Raw genomic sequence first — 15,039 nt, 5'->3', positions numbered from 1 at the left:
CTATAATTTTCTTCGCTTTCGTTCTTTTTTCAAAAGTGTAAGTTCTCTACTTGTTTGCCCAGCTACCGAAGTATTTTCCTCAGCGCGGCGAATTAAATAAGGCATCACATCTTTTACAGGTCCGAAGGGAATGTATTTAGCCACATTATAACCTTCTTCGCCAAGATTAAAGGTAATATGATCGCTCATTCCAAAAAGTTGTCCGAACCAAATGCGTTCATCGCTTTTTGAAATACCTTTTTCTTCCATCATTTCCATTGCCTTGTAATTGCTCAACTCATTATGGGTACCGATAAACAACTCAATATCATCTAAGTTGTCCATTATATACGTCATAACTTCATTGAAATTGTCATCCGTGGCTTTTTTGCTCTCACAAATTGGAGTTTTATAGCCATTTTCGGCAGCGCGCTCGTTTTCCTTCTCCATATAAGCGCCACGAACAATTTTAAAACCAAGCTTATACCCTTTTAATTTTGCATTTTGATGTAACTTTTTAAGGTAATCTAAACGGTCCCATCTATAGCACTGCAAGGTGTTGTAAACAATAGCGCGTTCTTTGTTGTATTTCTCCATCATTTGCTCGCAAAGCTCATCGGCGGCATCTTGCATCCAAGACTCTTCTGCGTCAATCAAAATACTTATTCCAGAATCATGCGCTGTTTTTGACACCCGGTCGTAACGTGCTTCCAGCTTTTCCCACAGCAGCTTTTCTTCAGCTGTTAATGGTTCATTTTCTGTTACCTTTTGTAAAATTTTAAAGCGGCCAAAACCGGTTGGTTTAAAAACCGAAAAAGGCATTGCCTTCTTATTTTCAGCAAAATTAGTTAACTCAATAACTTTACTGGCGGTAGCATCAAATTGCGCATCTTCTTCCTTCCCTTCAACCGAATAATCTAAAACCGAACTAACACCAACATCAGAAAGCTTATCTACTGTAGACATGCAATCAGTTTCGCTTATGCCGCCGCAAAAATGGTCGAACACCGTTGCACGGATAAGTCCTTCCACCGGAAGGTTCAAGTTTAGTGCAAATTTTGTAACTGCTGTTCCTATTTTCACCAAAGGTTCTTTGGAAATCATTTTAAATAGAAAATAGGCTCTTTCAAGTTCAGAATCGCTCTTAAGACGAAAAGCAGTTTCAGTATTATCGAATAGGGAATTTGAGATCATAAAATTTATTATAAAGTGCACAAATATAGTTAGATTTGACTTCTGAATATGCGACAAAAATCAATAATTAATGGAAATTAAATTAAAGGAAAAAGGACAAGTTTACTACAACAATCTAGCTTGGAAAGCTTTCACAACATATATTGAAGAACAGGAAAACGCTAAAGTTTTCCTAATTGTCGATCAGAATACCGAGAAGCTATGTTTGCCTCATTTTTTGAAAAATTATACAGCTAAAAATCCCATTGAAATTATAACGATTCCTATTGGCGAAGCGCACAAAAATATTGCTACATGTTTAAACGTTTGGAACACGCTTTCTGAAAAAGGTGCAGACCGTAATAGCATAATTATAAACCTTGGCGGTGGCGTAGTTACCGATCTTGGCGGTTTTGTAGCATCAACATTTAAACGCGGACTCCGTTTTATAAATATTCCCACTTCCCTACTAGCGATGGTGGATGCTTCTGTGGGCGGCAAAAACGGCGTTGACCTTGGTCACCTTAAAAACCAAATAGGTGTTATAAACCCACCAGAAATGGTTATTTTGGACACTACATTCTTGATTACTTTACCATACGAGGAGCAAATTTCTGGACTTGCAGAAATGTTAAAACACGGACTAATTTATAGTGAAGAATATTGGAACCGTATAAAAGAAGTAGATTTTGAAAACAAAACTGAATTCGAAAAATTGATTTGGGATTCCGTAGAAATAAAAAAGGAAATAGTTACCAAAGATCCATTTGAAAAAAACATTAGGAAAACATTAAATTACGGCCATACCCTAGGTCACGCAATAGAATCTTATTTTCTGGAAAACCACGACAAACAAGCACTGCTTCACGGAGAAGCCGTAGCGGTAGGTTTAATTCTGGCCACATATATTTCGGCAGAAAATATAGGCTTTCCAAAAGAAAGACTGAAAGAAATAACCGAGACTATATTAAAGTATTTTCCGAAGGAAACATTTACCCAGCACGACATTGCTGAAATTATAAAGTTGCTGATTTTTGATAAGAAAAACAGTAACGGAGAGGTGCTCTTTGTACTATTGAACGATATTGGGCAACATAAAACCAATTGCAAGGTAGATAACGAGTTGATTTATAGCGCTTTTACGTATTATAAAAATTTCTAAAAAAAATCTTGTAAATATTTTTATCTCTTCTATTTTTGAATAGTTTTATAACCACAAATTAAAAGATTGAATACCCAATGAAGCGCATAATTGTAGATTATCGAAAGTTAACCCCAGAAATACTTTCTTTACTGGTAGAAAAGTATCCCGACGGATATGATGACGACCACGTTGTAACTTTTAAAAATGCTAAAAATGAGACAGTTGAAGCTGTTGAAGTACGAACGGATGATACTATTTATCTCGTTAAAGTAAGCTCTCGTTTAGAAACATCAATGGCAAATTTTGATGAAGATGACTATGAAGAAGCTGACTTCAATGAGCCAATTAGTGAAATGCCAGAAACGAAAAAAACAGACGAAGAGGAATAAAAAAACCATTATCATAAAAAAAGAGGCTTTCGAGCCTCTTTTTTTGTTTTAATATTTCAAACCTAGATTTTAGGAGTGTTGATGTTCGTGCTTACCTTCTTTAATTTCCTCAATCAATTTTGAATTGAAGGCCGATAAGTCATCAGGATTTCTACTTGTTACAAAACCTTCATCTACTACAACCTCTCCATCTACCCAATTGGCGCCCGCGTTAATTAAATCATCTTTTATAGAATTAAATGAAGTCATTTTTCTTCCTTTAACTACTTGTGCAGAAATCAATAATTGCGGAGCGTGGCATATTGCGGCTACGGGTTTTTTCTGCTCAAAGAAATCTTGCACAAATTTCAATGCCTTTTCATTTCGTCTTAATTTATCAGGATTTATTACTCCTCCTGGAAGAACCAGTGCGTTATAATCTGATGCAGATACGTTATCAAGGGTTTTGTCAACATCGTATTCATTGCTCCAGTTTCCATCTGCCCATCCTTTTATTTTGCCGCTTTCTTCACTAATAATTTCAACGGTAAAACCTTCTTTTTCCATCGCCTCTTTTGGTGATTTTAATTCAGATTCTTCAAATCCATTTGTCGCTAAAATTGCAATTCTCTTATTCATATCTTTTTCTTTTGGTTAAACAATTAATTTTATACCAATATATTACGAAGAAGACTTTTTATCAATTTATGGATATTAATCTTTTATTAATCTTTGTTAAGAAGTACTAATGCGGGTGTTTTATTATTGTTCTTCAATGTTATTTTCTAAAGTTTCACTTTTTTTCTTATCCTCCTCCACTTTTCGTTTATATGCTCGAAGTTCTTTCATTTCTAACTCGTACGAGAGTGTTGCATTGCTAGTAGGCTCTATTTTTAATTTGCGGAATAGAGCCCAATTAACTGTGAATTCTGCCCCTAAAAACAAAATAAGGCACGTGTAATAAACCCATAAAAGTATAAGTACTAAGCTTCCTGCAGCACCGTAAACTGAAGCAGGATCCGAAGCCGAAAAGTAGAAACCAATTAAATATTTACCTGCCAGAAAAAGAAGCGCAGTCATAAATGCACCAATAAGACTGGTTTTCCATTTTATCTTAACATCTGGCAGCAAAGTGAAAATTGTGGCAAATAAAGCGGTAATTATTATTTGTGAAAAAATAAAATTCAGCACTTCTATTACTGCCGAAGAAAGGTCTGTATAATAATTTCCTATTAAATCGCTTAAAGCATTTATGGCACTAGTTACAACTAGGGATATTAGCAGTAACAAACCTATTGCCAGCACCATTCCAAAAGAAATTGCTCTTCGCTTTAAGGTGTCTAAAAAGGTATTGTTCTTTGCCCGTACACTCCAAATATCATTCAACGCTTTTTGAAGTTGAAAAAATACACCCGTAGCACCAAAGATTAGAACTCCTATTCCAAAAATAATGAAGAACACTGAGTTTTCCGACAGTGCAGAATTTATAATCATCGCCTGAACTAGCTCTGCGCTACCCTGCCCTATCAACCCACTAATTTCACCCGTTATTCTGCCTTCAACTGCTTCTCTACCAAAAAATACACCCGCAAAATGGACGGTTATAATTAATAATGATGGCAATGAAAACAAGGCATAGTAGGCAATTACAGCACTTTTAGCCCAAGGATCGTTTTTATCCCAGCTTATATAAGTGTCCCTTAAAAGTTTTAAAAACTTCATTAAAGATAACGTTCGTTAATAATGTTACAGTGATGAATTTCATGACCGCAGATTATAAACCCAGCTGCAATCACAGACATAATATTGCCATTGGCCATCCCCTTCTTTTTTAATTGAACGTCGTCAAAACTTTTAAAGAGACTAATACTTGCATTGCGAACTGTAACGTATTCCTGTAAAAGTGATTCTGGAGTCTTGTTATTTGCTAATGCATTCTCTGCAAAAAGGTTTTCATCAAAACCATTTAAATTAGCATTATCGGCTCTTGCAAAATATAAAGCTCTGTATGCAAAAACTCTTTCTGTATCAATAATATGCAGTAAGATGTCTTTAGGAGTCCACTTTTTTTCTGCGTAACGAAAGTTCCATTTTGAAGTTGGTAAATTTTTAAAATATGATTCGGTTTGCTGTAAGCCTGTTTCTAACGCTTGCGTTAAAGGCACATCATTAACCAAATCTATGTATGTTTTGTAATAGGAATTATATTCCGAAGGATCAATTTCAGTACGCTTCATAGTTTTCTAATAAAGATAAAAAAAAACCTTTGTCGATGAACAAAGGTTTTTAAATTAACAAGTGGGGAAATTAAATTTCTTTAAATATAGAATGAAGTAATCTCTTTTTATCGTTAATGCTCTCTTCCATAGAAATCATTGTTTCGGTACGACTAACACCTTCAATATCGTCAATTAGGTAGATAATATCTTTAGCGTGTGCTGTATCGCGAGCCCTAATTTTACAGAATATATTAAATTTTCCAGTAGTTACGTGAGCTACGGTTACAAAAGGAATTTCACTAATGCGCTCTAACACAAATTGCGTTTGCGACGTTTTAAAAATAAATACACCTACATAAGCAATAAAGGCATATCCTAGTTTTTTATAATCTACTTGTAATGATGAGCCAGTAATAATTCTTGCTTCTTCCATCTTTTTCACTCTCACGTGAATTGTTCCGGCAGATATTTCTAATTTCTTAGCGATATCAGTAAAGGGTATTCTTGTGTTGTCAATTAATAGGTCAAGGATTTTGTGATCTGTTTCGTCTAATTTAAACTTTGGCATATTTTCTATTTTTTTTTGCAAAACTATAAAGTTTTAGGTTAAAATAGATTTTATTTCATTAAAATATGTCATCGAATCATACGATTTATCAATAATTTCTGAAATATTTGCCCCAACTGTTAAATTTTTCTGTGTTTTTGTTAAAATTTTTGCGCCTTTCGCATTTTTATCAATATAACCGTAATAATTTTTCAAAGATCCAATTTCATCTATATAAGGCTCAAATACGATAGTTTTATTCTTTAGTACTTCGCGATATTGAATTGCAATTGAAACATTTTTGGAATGCTCCTCCAGCTTTACATTTCTTAAAATGAAGTCTTTATAATTTTTTGAGTTTTCTGGAATTTCAAAATAATCTTTATAGTCTCCGGACTCAGTATTTTCGCCATTAATACCAAAAACCGTTAATAGCGAATAGAAAATATATTCTCTAGTTTTTTCTCTTTGGTAATCTTGTTCTGTATGGCCGGCTTCAAATAAAATGGTTGGCACCCCTTCTTTTTGAAAAGTATCACCCACGCAAGCCCCGTTAAAAGTGTCATCATACCTCCCCACCTGCCCTGGAATATAGTTTTGAAGCGTTTTATTCATATTTACAATATGTTTCATTGCAACTATTCTGGATTCTGTAAGTGTTCGATTTTTGTCAGCGGCAGGCGATAAAAAAGAAACTGTTGCTGGTTTACCGTCTTCAAATCCATAAATAGAACGCTGATCGTGTAAATTTAAGCATAGCGAAGGTTTAAGCTCTTCAAAAACATCGCGAAGACATCTACTCTCTTTTTGCGACAACGCTTCTGCATCGCGATTTAAATCTACACCATTAGCATTCTCTCGTGTATACAAGCGCGCACCATCTGGATTAAGAATGGGTAAAACATATAATGTGTATGTACTTAAAAATTGCTCAATTTCTGACTGAAAATATTGCTTCTGATTTACAAAACGTAAAAAATCGAAAATTGCTTTTGTGGTTGTAGATTCATTGCCGTGCATTTGCGACCATGCCAAAACAACTTTATTACCATCCCCAATTTTGATTAATGGAATATCCTGACCCATTTCTGAAAGTCCAGGCACCGAAATTTCGTAGGTTAATTTGTAGCTATCTAATATCGGATTAATGCTTTCCAAGTTGATGTATCTACCTTTCAATTGAGTCTCAAAATGATTCTTGTACCAGCTCTCTATTTTCATATCAAATTTTATAGTTTACAAAGTTAAACAATGCCTTGTTTACAATTGTAACCGTGCGATTTAAAACTATTCGCCTACAACGGTAAACATTCCTCGTGCCTTCAGTCTCTCGGTAAACAGTTAAAAGCCGAAATTATATAAATCAAGTATTAATAATCTTAATTTCAATAAATTACATAGATTTAATTAAAGTTAATATATAACTATTATTCTATTAATAATGAATTGTTTGCGTACTTAATTAAAAATATTTTACATTTGTAACCATTAGAAAATTAAAAATAATGTTACAATGGTAAACAGCTCTGATTTTACTAAAAGACTTGAAAAAATACTGGAATATTACAGTCTAACTGCCGCTGCATTTGCAGAAGAAATTGATTTTAACCGCTCCACTATTTCACATTTATTATCTGGCAGAAATAAGCCAAGTCTGGAATTTGTAATGAAACTCTACCAGAAATTTCCTGACGTTGATATGGATTGGTTGCTTTTTGGAAAAGGCAGCTTCCCCTCTAACTCTCAAAATGAAAGCAAGGAAATATTAAAATCGAAAGCTAACGCAACAGAAAAAAAGACAATCGATCTTTTTACAGAAGAAGTTGGCACGGAGAAATCTACGATGGACAGATCTGTTGGAAATCAAAAACAAATTGATAAGATTGTTATTTTTTATAAAGACGGAAGTTTTAATGCTTACCAAAACTGAGGGGTTTACAGTAATTTTTCGGAAATTCGCATAAAAATTGATTATGCGTTTTGTTTTAGTAGTATTTAGCTTTTTTCTCCTTAGTAGTTGTTACGAAGTACAACGCGATTGCTCCAACTTTAGAACAGGAACCTTTGAATTTGAAGCTCTTTCAGGCACAGAAGTGTTTAAAACAACCATTGTTCGTAACGACTCTATAGAAGTTGATTATTTTCAAGGAAAGAGCGATTCCTCTTCTATTAGATGGATAAATAACTGCGAATACGTACTTAAAAAAATTAACCCAAAGAACCGGGCTGAAAAGAAAGCCATTCTCATCAAAATTTTAACTACTGATAAAGATAAGTACACATTTGAATTCAGTGAAGTTGGTAAAACCAAAAAGAGTAAAGCAACGGCTAAAAAAGTGAAGTAATAGCCTTTTTAGGCCTTGATACGCATTATTTCTGAATTAGCATCAATCACTGTAGGCATTGAGAATTAAGCGTACTGTCCTTCTTTATACAAGAATTATTTAAACTATAATCTCAAGTAGTTGTTTTAAAAAAGTATTTGCCCAAAATAGCAAATAAGGTTTCTTGTTCAATAGGTTTAGTAAGGTAATCGTTCATTCCAGACTTAATACCGCGTTCAATGGCTTCTTTAGTAACATCCGCCGAAAGTCCTAGAATAATAGCGGTATTGTCCATTTTCCTTAAGTATTGAACAATTTCAAAGCCATCTTTTCCAGGCATGTGTACGTCCATAAATATAAGATCGTAGTGTCGAGAAGCGCATTTAAGGATGGCGTCTCCACCATCATTTGCCATATCTGGTTTTATATTTTTCTTAGAAAGAATTTTTTCTAAAATTTTACGATTCAAAAGATTGTCGTCTACCACCAAAACACTTAAATGACTTAAATCTCGAAATTTCCGGGCTTTTTTATTTTTGTTTTTGTGAGCAATTATCGGGTATTCCAATGAAATAGTAAAAGTAGACCCTTTACCAGCTTCACTTTCCACCTGAATTTTACCGTTCATCATCTCCACGATGGCTTTTGTAATGGCTAACCCTAAGCCACTTCCCTGATGTTTTTTAGTAATTCCAAAATCAAGCTGTTTAAATCTTTCAAAAATAACGTCAATTTTAGACGAGTCAATGCCCATTCCCGTATCGGCTACTTTCAAATTTATTTTTAGCTTTCCATCCTCCACATGTTCGTTATAGAGAACCGTTATATTACCTACTTCGGTAAATTTGGTAGCGTTGCCAATTATGTTAGTTATAACCTGCTCAGTGCGTGAAATATCGCCCATTACATAATTTGGATTTTGGATCTCCTCAAAATTTGTAATTACCTCGATTCCTTTTTCTTTTGCTGCTGGCGCGTATATTTCGACAATTCTTTGTATCGTAACAAAAGGACAAAAAGCTTCATTTAAAAACTCTATTTTCCCGGCTTCAATTTTATCCATGTGCAGAATATTATTGACCAAGTTCATCAAGATTCTAGATGAATTCTGCATTAGTTTTAGAAATTCTTTGTCGCTCGTGGAAAGTTGTTTGTCTTCTAATATTTCAGAAATACTAAGAATAGCACTCAGTGGCGTTCGTATTTCATGGCTCATATGAGAAAGAAATTGTGTCTTTGCTAAGGACGCGTCTTCTGCTCTTACCCTCTCTTTATCGAGGTCTTCATTAAGCTCATTAAGTTTTAGGTTTATAGACTTATAATTGCGCGATTGCATTTTTGCCAACATGAAAAAATAAGCCAACAACCCAATAAGAAATGATAAGAAAATACCTAAAAACAAGATGAACCTTTGCAGATTTGTGGCATTAAATTCTTTTTGTGAATTTAACATGAATTCAAACTTCCAAGGCCCCGTGGATCTTGCAGAACTAGGTTTTATGTTTTTTGAATAAACTTGATTTTGCTTAAAAGTATCAAGTTTTGGGTTATTGTAGCTGTAAAAAATGTTTCCCACATCGTCTTTAATTTGGACGCTGTAAAGATTTTGTTTGGAACTAATAGCGTTAAACTGGGCTTTAAAATCCATCCCAGCAGAAATTGTTCCTTGAAAAGTATCGTCGTAATAAACGGGAACATCTACTAAAAAAGCTTTTCCAGATTGCGTAAGATCAACCCAGGAAGTTATATTAGTTATTGTATCCATTGCATTAGCAAGCCAACTATCGTAACGATATCCTGTAGATCTAAGATCTAAGTGAAGCGCTTTTATATTTGGTTCTAGCGGAATTATAAAGTCAATAATCCCGTCACAATTAATAAATTCAACAAATTGAATTGATTGGTTTTGTTTTATAATTCTTTCTGAATCTGATGGCAAATAAGTTTTGAAGCCTCCATTGCTCTCCACAATTCGATCGCGCAAACCTTCTAATGAAATAATATTGTGGCGTATTATTTTCCTAAAATCTTGATAAGTTAAGTTGCCCGCAATTTCTAATTGTTGCAGTTTAGCTAATTTTTGATCATTAACAGTTTTGTAATAACTTAAAACACAAAGGGTAGAGAGGCACAAGAATAAAACGAGGGAAAGTAAGCCAAATTTATATCTTCGATAAGATTCTTTGATTCTATTTGGGTGCATTTCTAAAGTTACTAAAAGATTCTTTTTTATAATAACTTTCTGAATCCTATTTTGAAGCAGTGTTCTTATATTTCAGAAGAGCATTCTGCTCTTCCATCAATTTTTCGATATTAGATAAAAGTTGAATGTTTTTAGGAGTTTCAACAGTTTGATCGTGTGGATCTTCCGCCTTTTTCTTAAATCGATTTATGAATTTTATAATTACAAAAATAGTAAATGCAATGATAAAAAAGTCTATTAAAGCCTCTAAAAGATCGCCGTAACTAATTGCAACTTCTTCTGCAGTTTCTGAAGCATTGCGAAGAATATATTTTTTGTCTGAAAGCTTAACGCCGTCCGTAAGCATAGACAACGGAGGCATTACCACTTTTTTCACAATTGTACTAACTACATTATTGAAGGCCATACCAATCACGATACCTATAGCCATATCAATCATGTTGCCTTTTATAGCGAAATTTTTAAACTCTTGAAAAAATGAACCCATTACTATTTTACACGATTTATAGAAGATGTAAAATTAGTAAAGATTTTGATAATAAGAAAGTGAAATATAATTGGCGAACACTAGATGCGGCCAGCAATACGATCTTGCGCTAATTGCAGCACTGTGTGAAATTGATCTTCCAAATTCATATCAGAATTATCAATTTCAATAGCGTCTGAGGCCTTGCGCAATGGTGAATCTTCGCGGGTAGTATCTATATGGTCGCGCTCTTGAATATTTTTTAAAACATCCTCAAACTTAACTTTGTCCCCGCGCTCTGAAAGTTCTTTATACCTTCGTTGCGCACGCTCTTGGGCAGATGCATTCATAAATATTTTAAGCTCAGCATTTGGGAAAACTACAGTGCCAATATCTCTTCCATCCATCACAACACCTTTTTCTAGCCCCAGTTTTTGCTGTTGTGCAACTAACTTTACCCGAACTTCGTGAATAGTTGCAACAGGACTCACAAATTCTGAAACTTCCATTTTTCTTATTTGCGTTTCTACATCTTTTCCGTTCAGAAAAATATGTGCTTTCTTCCCAGCCACTTCTTTATGGAATTTCAAATCGATTGAAGCAAGTGATTGTTTCAACTTTTCTACATCAAAATGGTCGTTAGAAATAATACCGTTTTCCATAGCATAAAGTGCCACAGCACGATACATTGCGCCACTATCTACATAAACATAGCCCAAATAATCGGCTAGTTGTTTAGCTACAGTACTTTTTCCTGTAGACGAATATCCGTCTATTGCAATGGTAATTGTTTTCATTACTGAAGATCTATATTTAGCCCAAAAAAGCTAGCAGTAGCCGCAGAGCTGTATTTTGAATACGAATAACTTAATCTTAGATTGTTTAATTTAATTCCGAAACCGGCACTAAGCCCAGCGAAGGCCCGTTTATCTACAATGCGAAGTTCTTCGCCTCGTCTAAAATTATAACCCAACCGAATATTAAAACCGCTTTCGGGAAAGAGTTCTATTCCCACAATGGCGTGTCTAAAAGTGTTATCTATAAAATTAATGTTTTCTTCTTTTACATTTCCTTCCAAATCAGTTTCTTCTCTCGAAGGATTTGAAAATGCCACATTCCATTGCTGCATATTTTCTAAAGTGAAATGCCAACGAATTGGCACATTTTGCAAGGTTTGTGAAATTCCGAATATAAGTTCGAATGGTAGTGGTTCGTATTGTTCGTGATAAGGTGTAAACTGTGTTCCCAAGTTTCTGGCAACCCCAGCAATGTGTAAATCCCAGTCTTCATAAACGTACATCAATGCAATATCGACTGCACCTCCTATGGATCCATAATTTTCAAGAGTTGATGAAATAAGTTTCACATTCAAGCCCACGTGAAAATTGGTAAAAGCAATGTTTCTTGCGTGTCCCATTGAAATTGCGACTTCACTTCCGCTGAAACTATTAGTTGGATTTCCTGCTTCGTCGTAACCATCAAATTGCCCGTAATTAACGTAAGTAACACCAGCGTGCAAAACTTGTGTTCGCCTATCCCATAAATAGGCATATGCTGCTGTTCCGTAATTTACATCGCCTATATAGTTGGTGTAATTAAGCGAAAGTTGATTGTCCATCGCCCAGTTTATACTAGCTGGATTATAAAGAGGTTGGGTTGGGTCGTAATCGTAGTTTGTAATTACTTTTCCACCCAAAGCAGCCATACGCGGATTGGTAACCAAATTTAGAAATTGATACGTAGCCTTACCTCCTATCTGTGCCGCCAATAGCTGAGATACAAACAGAGTTAAAACTAAAAAAACCTTTTGGGTCATAGACGCGAGTTACCGTAACTAAAAACTAAACGAATGCAAGTATAATTTATTTTCGCAAAGCAAAGAAACATCCAAGATTAATATTTAAAATCATTTAGATATCGCTAGATGTTCTGCTTGTAAAAAAAGAATGAATATTTTTTTCTGTTGAAATAATTAAGGATTAAAGTATAAAAGCAAAACAATTATACTTTAATCCTCATATAGAATGCAGTTTAGAGTTTTTTTGCGTTTTTCACCTTTTCTTTGGTGAGTGCCAACTCCAAAACATCGCTCATATCTTTTACATAATGGAAAGTTAGCCCTTTTAAATATTCTGGTTTAATTTCCGCAATGTCTCTTCTATTGTCTTCACAAAGTAGAATTTCCTTAATACGCGCGCGTTTTGCCGCAAGTATTTTTTCTTTAATTCCACCTACTGGCAATACTTTACCACGAAGGGTAATTTCTCCCGTCATCGCCATAGATTTTTTCACTTTTCGTTGTGTGAAAAGCGATACCAAAGAAGTAAGCATTGTTATACCAGCACTTGGTCCGTCTTTAGGAGTTGCTCCTTCTGGCACGTGAATATGTACATTGTAATTGTCAAAAATATCTGAGTCTAACCCAAGTTTTTCAGCGTTAGATTTTATGTATTCCATTGCAATTGTGGCAGATTCCTTCATTACTTTTCCAAGGTTTCCGGTCATATTCAAAGTACCTTTTCCTTTGGAAAGTGTAGATTCAATAAAAAGAATGTCTCCTCCTACTCGGGTCCAAGCCAAACCTGTAACTACACCTGCAACATCGTTGTTTTCATATTTATCGCGTTCCATTCTTGGAGCACCCAAAACTTCCACAACTACCTCGTTGGTAATTTTTACTTCGTATTCTTCATCCATTGCAATTTTCATTGCGGCATAACGAACCATTTTAGCGATTTGCTTTTCTAAACCACGAACACCGCTTTCGCGTGTATAACCTTCTACAATTTTTTCTAGTTGCGGTTTTGCTATTTTAATAGCATCGCTATTCATTCCGTGTTCTTTTATTTGTTTCGGAAGTAAATGGCGTTTTGCAATTTCTACCTTTTCTTCAATTGTGTAACCCGTTACATCTATTATTTCCATTCTGTCGCGCAATGCAGGCTGAATAGTACTTAGACTGTTTGAAGTGGCAATAAACATAACTTTTGAAAGGTCGTAACCAAGTTCCAAAAAGTTGTCGTAAAAAGAATTGTTCTGCTCCGGGTCAAGAACTTCAAGCATCGCCGATGATGGATCTCCTTGATTACTCGCCGAAATTTTATCAATCTCGTCCAAAACAAAAACTGGATTACTAGTTTCTGCCTTTTTAATACTTTGTATTATACGCCCAGGCATTGCGCCAATGTATGTTTTTCTGTGTCCGCGTATTTCTGCTTCGTCACGAAGACCACCCAAACTCATACGTACATATTTTCTACCTAATGCTTCTGCTACAGATTTACCCAAAGAAGTTTTACCTACTCCCGGAGGTCCGTAAAGACAGAGTATTGGCGATTTCATATCGTTCCGAAGTTTTAAAACAGCCAAGTATTCTATAATTCGCTGCTTAACATCGTCAAGCCCATAATGATCGCGATCCAGAATTTTTCGGGCGCGTTTTAAATCGAATTTATCTTTGCTATATTTATTCCACGGAAGATCCAAAAGCAGGTCCAAATAGTTCCGCTGAATACTGAATTCAGCAACTTGAGGATTCATACGTTGCATTTTTGCCAGTTCTTTCTGAAAATGCTTTTCAACGTCTTTGCTCCACTTTTTTGCTTTTGCACGCTCACGCATCTCGTCTATTTCTTCTTCCATAGAAGAACCACCCAACTCCTGTTGAATAGTTTTCATTTGCTGTTGAAGAAAATACTCGCGTTGTTGTTGATTTATGTCGCTCTGAACTTTGGACTGAATATCATTTCGAAGTGATAACTTCTGAATTTCCATATTCATATAACGAAGCGTTTCCAGCGCACGATCTTTCAGATTATTTATCTCTAAAAGGGCTTGTTTTTGTTCAACTTCGATATTTAAATTAGAAGAAACAAAGTTTATAAGGAAACTAGAACTTTCAATGTTTTTAATAGCGAAGGCAGCTTCTGAAGGGATATTCGGGCTTTCCTTAATTATTTTAAGCGCCATTTCTTTAATAGAATCTATGATCGCCCTAAATTCTTCGCTTTCCTTTTCTGGACGTGCTTCAGCCACTTCTCTAATTGTCGCCGTCATATAAGGTTCTGTGGTAATAACCTCAGCAACCTCAAAGCGTTTTTTACCTTGAATAATTACAGTGGTGTTACCATCAGGCATTTTGAGAACACGCAGAATTTGAGCTACGGTTCCAATAGTATTTATGTCTGAAATACCCGGCTCTTCCTCGTTTTCGTCTATTTGTGAAACAACACCTATAACCTTATTACCCTTGTTAGTTTCATTAATAAGTTTAATTGATTTGTCGCGTCCAGCAGTAATAGGAATTACAACTCCGGGAAACAATACCGTGTTTCGGAGTGGTAAAATTGGAAGTATATCCGGAAGATCTTCTTTGCTCATAGCATCTTCATCTTCGGCAGACATTAGCGGTATAAATTCTGCATCTTCCTTTAAATCCTGAAATGACAACTTGTCTATCGATGTAAATTTTGAATTACCCATATATATGTTTAAGACATTGTGTCACAAATGTAGCTTCACAATGCGCTAGTTTTAAAATTTTATGTTTTCATTATAAAAAGTTCACTGACTTTCAACTGGTTTACAGTGCCTTTTCTATTATATTTCAAGAGTTA

15 protein-coding genes are annotated in these 15,039 nt (G+C 34.9%); 4 read left to right on the top strand and 11 right to left on the bottom strand.

Features of this window, described 5'->3' with window-relative positions; genetic code table 11:
- A complete protein-coding gene (locus tag AC3RVF_RS14740; RefSeq protein WP_489690074.1) occupies positions 1-1,173 on the bottom strand; it encodes a proline dehydrogenase family protein in 1,173 nt (390 codons plus the stop codon).
- 70 nt (positions 1,174-1,243) lie between these two features.
- On the opposite strand from AC3RVF_RS14740, the gene aroB reads away from it, so the two are divergent.
- Complete coding sequence (gene aroB, locus AC3RVF_RS14735; RefSeq protein ID WP_489690075.1) at positions 1,244-2,314, top strand: 3-dehydroquinate synthase; 1,071 nt, start codon at positions 1,244-1,246, stop codon at positions 2,312-2,314.
- Positions 2,315-2,391: 77 nt separating this feature from the next.
- Positions 2,392-2,685 carry a hypothetical protein gene (locus AC3RVF_RS14730; RefSeq protein ID WP_489690076.1) on the top strand — a complete coding sequence of 98 codons (294 nt, stop codon included), beginning with the start codon at positions 2,392-2,394 and terminating at the stop codon, positions 2,683-2,685.
- Between the two features lie 69 nt (positions 2,686-2,754).
- Here AC3RVF_RS14730 and AC3RVF_RS14725 read toward each other — a convergent pair whose 3' ends face one another.
- From AC3RVF_RS14725 to AC3RVF_RS14705, 5 genes are all read right to left on the bottom strand, one after another.
- Complete coding sequence (locus AC3RVF_RS14725; protein ID WP_489690077.1) at positions 2,755-3,303, bottom strand: type 1 glutamine amidotransferase domain-containing protein; 549 nt, start codon at positions 3,301-3,303, stop codon at positions 2,755-2,757.
- A 123-nt stretch (positions 3,304-3,426) separates the two neighbouring features.
- Positions 3,427-4,386, bottom strand: coding sequence for a YihY/virulence factor BrkB family protein (locus tag AC3RVF_RS14720; RefSeq protein WP_489690078.1), 960 nt, complete (start codon positions 4,384-4,386; stop codon positions 3,427-3,429).
- Positions 4,386-4,901 carry a DinB family protein gene (locus AC3RVF_RS14715; RefSeq protein ID WP_489690079.1) on the bottom strand — a complete coding sequence of 172 codons (516 nt, stop codon included), beginning with the start codon at positions 4,899-4,901 and terminating at the stop codon, positions 4,386-4,388. The genes AC3RVF_RS14720 and AC3RVF_RS14715 overlap by 1 nt, the downstream gene beginning before the upstream one ends.
- Before the next feature lie 70 nt (positions 4,902-4,971).
- On the bottom strand, positions 4,972-5,451 hold the full coding sequence (locus AC3RVF_RS14710) for an Lrp/AsnC family transcriptional regulator (protein WP_489690080.1): 480 nt from the start codon (positions 5,449-5,451) through the stop codon (positions 4,972-4,974).
- A 33-nt stretch (positions 5,452-5,484) separates the two neighbouring features.
- Positions 5,485-6,651: a M14 family zinc carboxypeptidase gene (locus tag AC3RVF_RS14705; RefSeq protein ID WP_489690081.1), complete on the bottom strand. Its 1,167-nt coding sequence runs from the start codon at positions 6,649-6,651 to the stop codon at positions 5,485-5,487.
- A 292-nt stretch (positions 6,652-6,943) separates the two neighbouring features.
- Between AC3RVF_RS14705 and AC3RVF_RS14700 the strand changes: the two genes are divergently transcribed.
- Together AC3RVF_RS14700 and AC3RVF_RS14695 are read left to right on the top strand one after the other, a co-directional pair.
- The gene (locus AC3RVF_RS14700; protein ID WP_489690082.1) at positions 6,944-7,360 is read left to right on the top strand and encodes a helix-turn-helix transcriptional regulator; all 417 of its coding nucleotides are present in this window, start codon (positions 6,944-6,946) and stop codon (positions 7,358-7,360) included.
- A 43-nt stretch (positions 7,361-7,403) separates the two neighbouring features.
- On the top strand, positions 7,404-7,775 hold the full coding sequence (locus tag AC3RVF_RS14695) for a DNA topoisomerase IV (protein WP_489690083.1): 372 nt from the start codon (positions 7,404-7,406) through the stop codon (positions 7,773-7,775).
- A gap of 112 nt (positions 7,776-7,887) precedes the next feature.
- On the opposite strand, the gene AC3RVF_RS14690 is transcribed toward AC3RVF_RS14695, so the two are convergent.
- The 5 genes from AC3RVF_RS14690 to lon all read right to left on the bottom strand — a co-directional run bounded on the left by AC3RVF_RS14690 (position 7,888) and on the right by lon (position 14,905).
- The gene (locus AC3RVF_RS14690; protein ID WP_489690084.1) at positions 7,888-9,957 is read right to left on the bottom strand and encodes a response regulator; all 2,070 of its coding nucleotides are present in this window, start codon (positions 9,955-9,957) and stop codon (positions 7,888-7,890) included.
- Positions 9,958-10,003: 46 nt separating this feature from the next.
- Positions 10,004-10,444 (bottom strand): large-conductance mechanosensitive channel protein MscL, encoded by a 441-nt coding sequence (gene mscL / locus AC3RVF_RS14685; RefSeq protein WP_489690085.1) that lies wholly within the window; start codon positions 10,442-10,444, stop codon positions 10,004-10,006.
- 80 nt (positions 10,445-10,524) lie between these two features.
- Positions 10,525-11,220 (bottom strand): (d)CMP kinase, encoded by a 696-nt coding sequence (cmk, locus tag AC3RVF_RS14680; RefSeq protein WP_489690086.1) that lies wholly within the window; start codon positions 11,218-11,220, stop codon positions 10,525-10,527.
- Positions 11,220-12,239: a type IX secretion system protein PorQ gene (gene porQ, locus AC3RVF_RS14675; protein WP_489690087.1), complete on the bottom strand. Its 1,020-nt coding sequence runs from the start codon at positions 12,237-12,239 to the stop codon at positions 11,220-11,222. Before porQ ends, cmk begins: the two co-directional genes overlap by 1 nt.
- A 215-nt stretch (positions 12,240-12,454) precedes the next feature.
- Positions 12,455-14,905: an endopeptidase La gene (lon, locus tag AC3RVF_RS14670; protein WP_489690088.1), complete on the bottom strand. Its 2,451-nt coding sequence runs from the start codon at positions 14,903-14,905 to the stop codon at positions 12,455-12,457.
- Between the last annotated feature and the right edge of the window lie 134 nt (positions 14,906-15,039).

The sequence above is a fragment of the Aequorivita sp. IT1183 genome (assembly GCF_058068265.1).
The sequence above is the reverse complement of the archived record's forward strand: the minus strand, read 5'-3'. Positions and strand labels throughout refer to the sequence as shown.